The sequence below is a fragment of the Micromonospora sp. KC723 genome (assembly GCF_004348595.1).
In the GTDB taxonomy this organism is placed as follows: domain Bacteria; phylum Actinomycetota; class Actinomycetes; order Mycobacteriales; family Micromonosporaceae; genus Micromonospora.
Genome location: NZ_SMKD01000192.1, coordinates 1 through 8,240 on the forward strand (window position 1 = coordinate 1; position 8,240 = coordinate 8,240).

Genomic DNA, 8,240 nt, shown 5'->3' on the forward strand with positions numbered 1-8,240 from the left:
GGCGTGGGGCCGGGCCTGACCGCGGGGATCGCGGCCGGCGGGGTGCTCGGCACCGGCGCGCTGGCTTCCTCGGGTGGCCGGGCGGGGTCCGTGACGGCCGGTCGTGGTGGTGTTCCGACCGGTTTGGAGAACCGTTCCGCCGCGGGCACCGGCCGGCTGGCCTCCGGGCAGTTGGGCACGGCCGGCAACGGCTCCGGTCGGCCGGCGGGCGGTCCGGCGCACCGGGCGGCCACGCCGGGTGGGGCCGGCCGCGGCGGCGTCATCGGCGGCCGGGATCAGCAGGGTGAGGACGCGACCGACGAGCGGATGACCTGGCTCACCGAGGACGAGATGGTGTGGGGTGACGGCGGCAGCACCGCTCCGCCGGTGCTCGGCGGCGACCGGTAGTGCCGACGACGGCGGCCCGTCCTGATCCACTCGGGGCGGGCCGCCGCCTTTCCCTGTCGACCGGCCGGGCACAGCTTTCCCTGTCGACCGGCCGGGCGACAGCCGCACGGCGGGTTCCGCCGCCGGAGCGGCGGTCTGGGCTGCGGCTCCGGTTGCCGGAAGAGTCCCGTCCACACCGCACATCGTGGCCCGGGTCACCCGGCTCGGCGTTCTCTCCCGCTGCGGCGGCATCGAAGTGGCGCTAGGTTGAAACGGTGCCGACCGTAGCGACCGCCCACCCGATCGGGGCGACGCTACGCGCGCTGCGCGACCTCACCCGGCTGGCGGTGGCCGCCCTGGTGCTCGCCGTCGGCGTCGGTGCCCTCCCCCCGCTCACCGGCCCGGCCGCCGCCGCGCCGGTGACCACGAACGCCGAGGCCTGGAACGGGGCGTCCACCCGAGCGGCCGAGGCGTCGAACGCCCGGGTCGCCGGACCGGCCGACGAGCAGGTCGCCGACGTTCCCGCCGCTCGCCCGCTCCCGGCCCGGCGTGACGCCGCCCGCACCGAGGGGTCGTCGACCCGTACGGTCCCGGCGGCGACGACGGATCCGGCCCGTGACGCCACCGGCCGGCGCGGCCCGCCCCGGAGCTGAACGCCTTCGGCGTCCGCCCGGATGCCGACCACCGCCGTCATGCGGTCGTCCCCCGGGTACGCCGGCGCGTCCTCCCCCCGCCCGCCACCGGGTGTCCGCTCGTGAAGTCCACATCGTTCCCGCCGTGAGGTGCTGGTGATGCAGACCGTCTTCTCCTCCGTCCTGCCCGACGTCCCGGCCGCCGCCGTGATCTGGCTGGTGCTGCTCGTCGCCGTCGCTGTCGCCGTCGGGGCTCTGGTCGCCCGCCCCGGATGGCTGCGCTCCACCGTGGCCGGCCGGATCCGGCAGGCCGCGTTGCCCAGTCACGTCGAGCTGGCCGAGGAGGAGCGGGAGCGCGCCCGGTACGCCGAGGAGGTCGCGGTGGCCGCCGAGCGCGCCGGGGCCACCGCCGCGCGGTGTCGAACCGAGTGGCTGACCGCACAGGAGGAGGTCGAGGCGGCCTGGGCGGCGTACGAGGCGGCCGAGGCGGACGTCCGCCGGCTGTCGGCCGCCGCGGCGATGCCCCTGCCGCAGACCACGCGGACCCCGTCCGAGTACGCCGACCGCGAGCGGTTCCTGCACCGGGCGGCGCTGGACGCGTACTGGCGTAAGGAGATCTCCGTCGAGCAGTTGAGCGACGTGTTCGCGCACCGCAACGGGTGGGATCCGCGGCGGCACCCGGTGGAGCAGGAGCTGCTGCTGCGCCGGGCGGCACGGGACAACCTGGCCGAACGGCACCGGGCGGCCCTGGAGCGGGAGCGCGAGGCGTGGCGGGCGGCCGAACTGGCCGTGGCCTCGGCCCACAGCCTGCGCGACGAGGCGTACGCCGCACGGGACCGGCAGCCGGAGGAGGTCGAGTCGGTGGTGCCGATGCCGGAGCGCGAGCGCGTCCGCCCGGCCGAGTCGACCCGGGACGCCCCGACCGTGGCCCGTGGTCGGGCCGCCGTCGCCGTCTACTGACCCGCCGGCACACCGGCGGCGTGATCGATCGATCCGGCCGGCCCGCACCTGCGCGCACCCCGCCGTCGGCGGGGCCGACGCGAGGTGTCGGGCCGGTTGTCCGTTTCGCCGGGTGACCGGCGCCACCTGTCCGGCGGAATCCCGACTTACGCGATGCCGTTACACCCTGCGTACGACCGAGCACGGACAGGCGGCGGGCTGGAATGGTCCCGGGCCGCCGGTCGTTGCGGATCCGGGCGGCCGGGGCGTCACCCGGCCCGGTGCCCGCCGATCCCCCTGATGATCCGAGCGCCACCGCGGTGCTTGCGTCCGGTCCCCGACCGGACGGCACACCCCCGAACGGAGCTTCGACATGAACTCGACCTTCCGTAACAGCATGCTCTCCGTCGCCGGCCTGGTCATGGCGGGTGGCGGCATCGCCGGCCCCGCCCTGGCGGCGCAGACCACGCCGGCGGAGAAGGCGGCCGCCGCGGTCGTGTCCGAGAAGGGCAGGGGCGCGCACCGCGCCGGGTACGAGTACCAGGCGCAGCCGAACTACTTCTACTGCGGCCCGGCGTCGACCCGGATCGCCCTGTCGGCCGAGGGCAAGACGGTCAGCCAGGACGAGCTGGCCGAGAAGCTCGGCACCACCGAGGCCGGTACCGACTCGGCCATCGACATCACCCGGGTGCTCAACGAGTACACCGGCGGCAAGTACCGGACCACCGAGATCAGCGACGACGTGGCCTCGGAGGAGCAGGTCGATCGGCTGCGGACCGACATCAAGGCCGCGGTGGACGCCGACCGGCCGGTCGTCGCCAACATCCTGGGCAGCGCCGTCGACGTGGACGGTACGACGCACAGCTATGCCGGCCACTACCTGACGGTGGTGGAGTACAGGGACGGCGGCAACACCGTCAAGATCGCTGACCCGGCCGCGCCGGACAACCCGGAGTACTGGATGGACGTCGCCGAGCTGGCCAACTGGATCGCGGGCCGCGGTTACAGCTCCTGATCCGGACGTGCCGATGAGGGCCGGTCTCCCCGAGCGGGGGGCCGGCCCTTCGGCGTCCGCCGCTCGCGGCTCGACCGCCGCCACGATCTGACGCTGGTCCGCCCAGGCTGGTCCGCGCGGTTACCCGGTAGTCGGCCGATGATGCCGGTTCACCTTCCGTGACGAAGCAGCCACGGCGGGATTCATCGGCCCGCCAAAGGGTACGAGGGCGACACAGCCGAACCGTCCGTATCCGTAGGGGGCACCCGCATGAGCCATCACGACACCACCCAGCGGGATGTCGTCGACATCCTGATGGCCGACCACCGGGAGGTGGAGGCGATCTTCGTCGAGCTGGAGAGCCGGCAGGGCACTCCCGAGCGCCGCCGTCAGCTGGCCGACGTGGTCATCGCCGAACTGGTCCGTCACGCCGTCGCCGAGGAGGCGTACGTCTACCCGGCCGCGCGCAGGGCGCTGCCGGACGGCGACCAGGTCGCCGAGCACGAGATCTCCGAGCACGCCGACGCCGAGCGGACCATGAAGGAGCTGGAGGCGTTGGACCCCTCCGACGCCCGCTTCGACGAGCTGCTGGCCCACCTGACCCGCACGATCCGCCATCACGTGCAGGACGAGGAGTCGGACCTCTTCCCGCGCCTGCGGGCCGTGTTGGCTCGGGAGGAGCTGGTCGAGCTGGCCGGCAAGGTGCAGGCGGCGAAGAAGGTGGCGCCGACCCGACCGCATCCGGCCGCACCGGACCACCCGCCGGCGAACAAGCTGCTCGCCCCGGGCGCCGGTCTGGTCGACCGGATGCGCGACGCGCTGAGCGGACGGCCGACCTCGATGGCCAAGCTGCGCGAGAAGCAGCGCTGACCCGGTACGAACGGCCACGCCCCTTGTCGCGGCGGGCGTGGCCGTCGTCCTGTTCACGGCTCGGGCGCGATGCGGCTACCGTCCACGTCGGACACGATGATGGCTTCCATCGGGCAGGACTCGGCGGCGTCGAGCACCGCGTCCGCCGGGTCGATCTCTTCGTCCACCGGCCGGGAGAGCCCGTCCACCAGGACGAAGTGGGCCGGTGCGGCGCCCGAGCAGATTCCCGAGCCGATGCACCGGGTCGGGTCGACGAACACCCGCCAGCCGCCCGGTTCCGCCCGGCTCACCGGTTCCGCCCTTCCCGCGCGCTCGTCGTCACCACTGCACCGGCATCGCGGTCAGGCCGCGGACCAGCAGGCCATGCTTCCAGGTCAGTTCGGACACCGGCACCGCCAGCCGTAGCCGCGGGGTCCGCCGCAGCAGCGTCTCCAACACCACCTGGAGCTCCATCCGGGCGAGCTGGGCCCCGATGCAGTGGTGCACGCCGTGCCCGAAGCCCAGATGCGGGTTGAGCTCGCGGCCCAGGTCGAGCCGGTCGGGGTCGGTGAAGACGCTCTCGTCCCGGTTGGCCGAGTGCACCGAGACGACCACCGGCTCACCCGCCCGGACCAGCACCCCGCCCAGCTCGACGTCCTCCGTGGCGTAGCGGGGGAAGGCGGCGGTCGCGCCGAGCGGGATGAATCGCATCAGCTCCTCGACCGCCTTCGGCACCAGGTCCGGCTCGGCGCACAGCCGGTCCCAGCCGCCCTCCTCGGTGAGCAGGACGTACACCATGTTGGGAATCTGGGTCACGGTGGTCTCGTGCCCGGCGGCGAGCAGACCGGCGGCGAGCTGGACGACCTCCTGCTCGGTGAGCCGGTCGGCGTTCTCGTCCCGGGCCCGGACCATGGCACCGATCAGGTCGTCGGTCGGGGTCACCCGCCGCTGCGCGATCAGTTCCGCCATGTAGCCCATGAGCTGGTCCACGTAGTTCCTGATCGTCTCCGGGCTGAGGGAGGTGGTCGAGACGATCGCCTCCGACCAGGTGTGGAAGCGATCCTGGTCGGTGACGGGCACGCCGAGCAGGTCGCAGATGACCTGGATCGGCAGCGGGGTGGCCAGGTGGGCGACCAGGTCGGCGGGCGGCCCGGCGGCGAGCATCGCCTCGACGAGTTCCTCGGCGATCGCCCGGGTACGCGGACGCAGCTCCTCCACCCGCCGGGCGGTGAACGCCTTCGCCACGAGCCGGCGCAGCCGGGTGTGTTCCGGCGGGTCCATCGCGAGGATGCCCTCGTCCGGTTGGAGGGACGTGTTGCGGGGCTGGTCCCGGCCCACCGAGGCGGCCCGGCTGAACCGGGGGTCGGCCAGCACGGTCCGCACGTCGGCGTACCGGGTGGCGAGCCAGGCGGGCTCACCGAACGGCATCTGGATCCGGGTCAGCGGCTCCTCCCGGCGCAGCTGACCGTACCGGGGGTCGACGTCGAGCCGGTGCGGAGCGCTGAACGGGTAGCGCTGCGGGATCGTGGCCTGGGAAGTGTCGGTCACCGGGGGTGGCCCCTCTCGTCGGCGGCCCGCCGCGCCGGCGGACCGGTCCGCTGTCGCACGACTCGGCGGCGAGTCATGCCCCGACTGCGGATAGTAGCGAGAGCGGTCGATGCTGGCCACCCCGTCGCGCCGGAACGCGGCGCGGCCGGGCCCCGTGACGGCGACCCGGCTGCGCGAGGACGAGGTCAGCGCCCCTGCTCACCCTCACCGGTACGCGCCTGCGCCATGTCGACGCCCTTGTCGATCTGCTCGTCGTACTTGCCGCCGGTACGCCGGTCGGCGTAGTCGCCGGCCTTGTCCAGGCCCTGGTCGACCTGCTTGTCGTGTTTGTCGGCGAAGTCCTTGGCTTTGTCCATGAAGTCACTCACGGCGTCCTCCTCGTCTCGTCGCCCACCCGCGTTCCCCCGGCCGGGTGGCACAAACGCCACCCGGGAGGGGCCGGTGGCTGCCAACGTGGTCCTGGCCTCGCGGGCGCGGCGCGGCCCGGCCGTGGAGGCCCACCCGGCGCGGCGGGTGTCGCGCCGACGACTGTCGGGTATCGATTCGCCGAGACCGAGGAGGCCGACGTGGTCGAGGACGGTGACGGGCGTACGCCCGAGGTGACGGCGCCGGGGGCCCGGCCGGGCCCCCGGCATGCCTGGGCGGCACTGCCCTGGCTGGTCCGCGCCGCCGTGGTGTGGAGCGCCTGCCTGGTGGTCGTCGTGGCGGGGCTGTACCTGCTGGGCAGGGTCGCCGTGCTGTTGGCGCCGTTGGCCGTCGCGCTGGCGGTGACGCTCTTCCTGACCGCGTTGCTGGACCCGGTGCTGCGCGGGCTGCGCCGGCTGCGGGTGCCGGCGGCGCTGGCCGCGCTGCTGTCGATCATGCTGCTGCTCGGCGTCCTGGTCGGGGTCGGCGCGCTGGTGTGGAACCGGACCGCCGCCCAGTTCGGTGAGTTGACCGAGCAGTTGGACGAGGGTCTCCAGCGCAGCCGGGACTTCGTCACCTCCACCCTGCCGGTCACCGAGGAGCAGCTCGACCGGCTGCTGAGGCAGGTGACCTCCGGCGTGGGCGGCGGCTTCGATCCGGTTGGTGGGGCGCGTACGGCCGCCGAGGTGGCCGGCTCCACCCTGCTCGCCCTGGTGCTGCTGTTCTTCCTGCTCAAGGACGGCCGCGCGATGTGGCACTGGGTGCTGTGCCGGATGACCGGCCCGAACCGCGAGGTGACCGCCGAGGCGGGCCGGGTGGGCTGGCGGACGCTCGGCGCGTACACCCGGGGCACGATGATCATTGCGGCGATCGACGCGATCGGGATCGGGCTTGCCCTGGTGCTGCTCAGGGTGCCGCTGGCGCTGCCGCTGGCCTTGATCACGTTCCTCGGTGGGTTCGTGCCGATCGTCGGGGCGACGGTCGCCGGGACGGTGGCCGTGCTGGTCGCGCTCGCCGCGAACGGCCCCACCACCGCGGCACTGGTCCTGGCGGCGGTGATCGCCGTTCAGCAGATCGAGGGCAACCTGCTGGAGCCGCTGGTCATGAAGCGGCAGGTGCGGTTGCACCCGGCGGTGATCCTGGTGGTGGTCACCGCCGGCACCCTGATCGCCGGGATCGCCGGCGCGTTCGTATCGGTGCCGATCGCGGCGGTCGCCTACCGGGTGGTCGACACCGTCCAGCGGGACCGCGAGCGACGCGCCGCCGAGGCCACCGCCGACGCGCCGCCCCCACCACCCGCCTGAGAGGGGTGGGCGAACCGTCAGGCCCGGACCGCCAGGTGGGTGGCGAACCAGTCGCTCGCCCCGTCGGCGACCTGCTCGAGGGTGCCGGGTTCCTCGAAGAGGTGGGTGGCTCCGGGCACGATCCGCAGTCGATGCGGCGCGGCCAGCAGCTCGGCGGCCTGCTCGTTCAGGGTGATCACCTGCTCGTCGAGGCCGCCGACCAGCAACAGGGTCGGCGCGCGTACCGCCGACAGCGCGGGACCGGCCAGGTCCGGGCGGCCACCGCGGGACACCACCGCCGCCACCCGCTCGGGACGGGCCGCCGCCGCCACCAGGGCCGCCGCCGCTCCGGTGCTCGCGCCGAAGAGTCCCACCGGGTGCCGCGCCAGCGACGGCTCGGTGCCCAGCCAGTCGACGATCCCGGCGAGCCGGTCGGCGAGCATGCCGATGTCGAAACGCAGCTCGGCGGTTACCGCGTCGACGGCGTCCTCCTCGGGCGTGAGCAGGTCCACCAGCACGGTCACCAGACCACGCCGCTGGAGCACCCGAGCAACGGCGACGTTGCGCGGGCTGTGCCGGGAACTGCCGCTGCCGTGGGCGAAGAGCACCACGCCCGTCGCGTCGTCGGGCCCGTCGATGTCGGCCGGCAACCCGGCCGTACCGACCGGGACGGTCACCTGTCCACGCGTACCCATGCCGCCCCTCCTCGCGTCGGCGCCCCGCCACCCGGTGGGCGGCGACCCGGCGCGGATACCCGCCCGGGGGGCGCGCTCACCCGCTGCCACCCCACCTGGGCGACCGGTGTCATGGCGACCGGCTGCCCTTGGGGCGTTCCCCGTTTGTCGCCGGGGCGATCGGGAAGGCCTCCCGTGACCTCAGCAGCGGCGCAGCCGCGCCCCGACGGATCGCGAGGACCACCGATGGCGAAGCGGAAGCAGCAGACCGGCGACGTCGAGCAGGAACGACGCGAACAGGACGCCGAGCGCGGCAGGGACTGGGCGGACGAGGCGGCGCAGGCCCGCACGGCCGACGACCCCCGGGCGATGGCCCCACGCGACGCCGCCGGTCGGCCCTCCAACGGCCGGCAGTTCTGACCACCGGATGATCGTGGAGGAGGTGGGCGCCGCCCGCGCCGCCAACTCCATGATCATCCGCTCAGGTCCGACGTCAGTCGTCCTCGGGAAGACGCATCAGGGGGGCGCGGCCCGGGGGTTGCTCCGGGAT

At 74.2% G+C, this 8,240-nt stretch carries 10 protein-coding genes and 1 pseudogene; 7 read left to right on the plus strand and 4 right to left on the minus strand.

The features are described 5' to 3' along the window. The 5 genes and pseudogenes from E1165_RS29255 to E1165_RS26580 form a co-directional block, all read left to right on the plus strand. Window positions 1-387: pseudogene (locus tag E1165_RS29255) on the plus strand (hypothetical protein); the annotation flags it as partial. A 254-nt stretch (window positions 388-641) separates the two neighbouring features. Next, window positions 642-1,019: a hypothetical protein gene (locus E1165_RS26565; RefSeq protein WP_132394463.1), complete on the plus strand. Its 378-nt coding sequence runs from the start codon at window positions 642-644 to the stop codon at window positions 1,017-1,019. Between the two features lie 138 nt (window positions 1,020-1,157). Further along, window positions 1,158-1,958, plus strand: coding sequence for a hypothetical protein (locus tag E1165_RS26570; RefSeq protein ID WP_132394464.1), 801 nt, complete (start codon window positions 1,158-1,160; stop codon window positions 1,956-1,958). Between the two features lie 352 nt (window positions 1,959-2,310). After that, a complete protein-coding gene (locus E1165_RS26575) occupies window positions 2,311-2,952 on the plus strand; it encodes a C39 family peptidase (RefSeq protein WP_132394465.1) in 642 nt (213 codons plus the stop codon). Between the two features lie 249 nt (window positions 2,953-3,201). Beyond that, complete coding sequence (locus E1165_RS26580) at window positions 3,202-3,801, plus strand: hemerythrin domain-containing protein (RefSeq protein ID WP_132394466.1); 600 nt, start codon at window positions 3,202-3,204, stop codon at window positions 3,799-3,801. A 53-nt stretch (window positions 3,802-3,854) separates the two neighbouring features. On the opposite strand, the gene E1165_RS26585 is transcribed toward E1165_RS26580, so the two are convergent. The 3 genes from E1165_RS26585 to E1165_RS26595 form a co-directional block, all read right to left on the minus strand. Continuing rightward, window positions 3,855-4,091: a ferredoxin gene (locus E1165_RS26585; protein ID WP_132394467.1), complete on the minus strand. Its 237-nt coding sequence runs from the start codon at window positions 4,089-4,091 to the stop codon at window positions 3,855-3,857. A gap of 28 nt (window positions 4,092-4,119) precedes the next feature. Continuing rightward, window positions 4,120-5,328: a cytochrome P450 gene (locus E1165_RS26590; protein ID WP_132394468.1), complete on the minus strand. Its 1,209-nt coding sequence runs from the start codon at window positions 5,326-5,328 to the stop codon at window positions 4,120-4,122. Window positions 5,329-5,513: 185 nt separating this feature from the next. Next, complete coding sequence (locus E1165_RS26595) at window positions 5,514-5,696, minus strand: antitoxin (protein ID WP_132394469.1); 183 nt, start codon at window positions 5,694-5,696, stop codon at window positions 5,514-5,516. 198 nt (window positions 5,697-5,894) lie between these two features. Here E1165_RS26595 and E1165_RS26600 point away from each other — a divergent pair, with 198 nt between their 5' ends. Then, entirely contained in the window at window positions 5,895-7,037 is a 1,143-nt protein-coding gene (locus E1165_RS26600; RefSeq protein ID WP_243705002.1) for an AI-2E family transporter, read from the plus strand. A 17-nt stretch (window positions 7,038-7,054) separates the two neighbouring features. Here E1165_RS26600 and E1165_RS26605 read toward each other — a convergent pair whose 3' ends face one another. After that, on the minus strand, window positions 7,055-7,711 hold the full coding sequence (locus E1165_RS26605; protein ID WP_132394470.1) for a dienelactone hydrolase family protein: 657 nt from the start codon (window positions 7,709-7,711) through the stop codon (window positions 7,055-7,057). Between the two features lie 225 nt (window positions 7,712-7,936). Between E1165_RS26605 and E1165_RS29260 the strand changes: the two genes are divergently transcribed. After that, a complete protein-coding gene (locus tag E1165_RS29260; RefSeq protein ID WP_165942644.1) occupies window positions 7,937-8,110 on the plus strand; it encodes a hypothetical protein in 174 nt (57 codons plus the stop codon). Window positions 8,111-8,240 lie beyond the last annotated feature (130 nt).

Excerpts from the sequence above, each read along its gene's own strand:
- E1165_RS26570 (WP_132394464.1), top strand. The coding sequence starts at position 1,158 with ATGCAGACCGTCTTCTCCTCCGTCCTGCCCGACGTCCCGGCCGCCGCC.
- E1165_RS26575 (WP_132394465.1), top strand. The coding sequence starts at position 2,311 with ATGAACTCGACCTTCCGTAACAGCATGCTCTCCGTCGCCGGCCTGGTC.
- E1165_RS26580 (WP_132394466.1), top strand. The coding sequence starts at position 3,202 with ATGAGCCATCACGACACCACCCAGCGGGATGTCGTCGACATCCTGATG.
- E1165_RS26605 (WP_132394470.1), bottom strand. The coding sequence starts at position 7,711 with ATGGGTACGCGTGGACAGGTGACCGTCCCGGTCGGTACGGCCGGGTTG.
- E1165_RS29260 (WP_165942644.1), top strand. The coding sequence starts at position 7,937 with ATGGCGAAGCGGAAGCAGCAGACCGGCGACGTCGAGCAGGAACGACGC.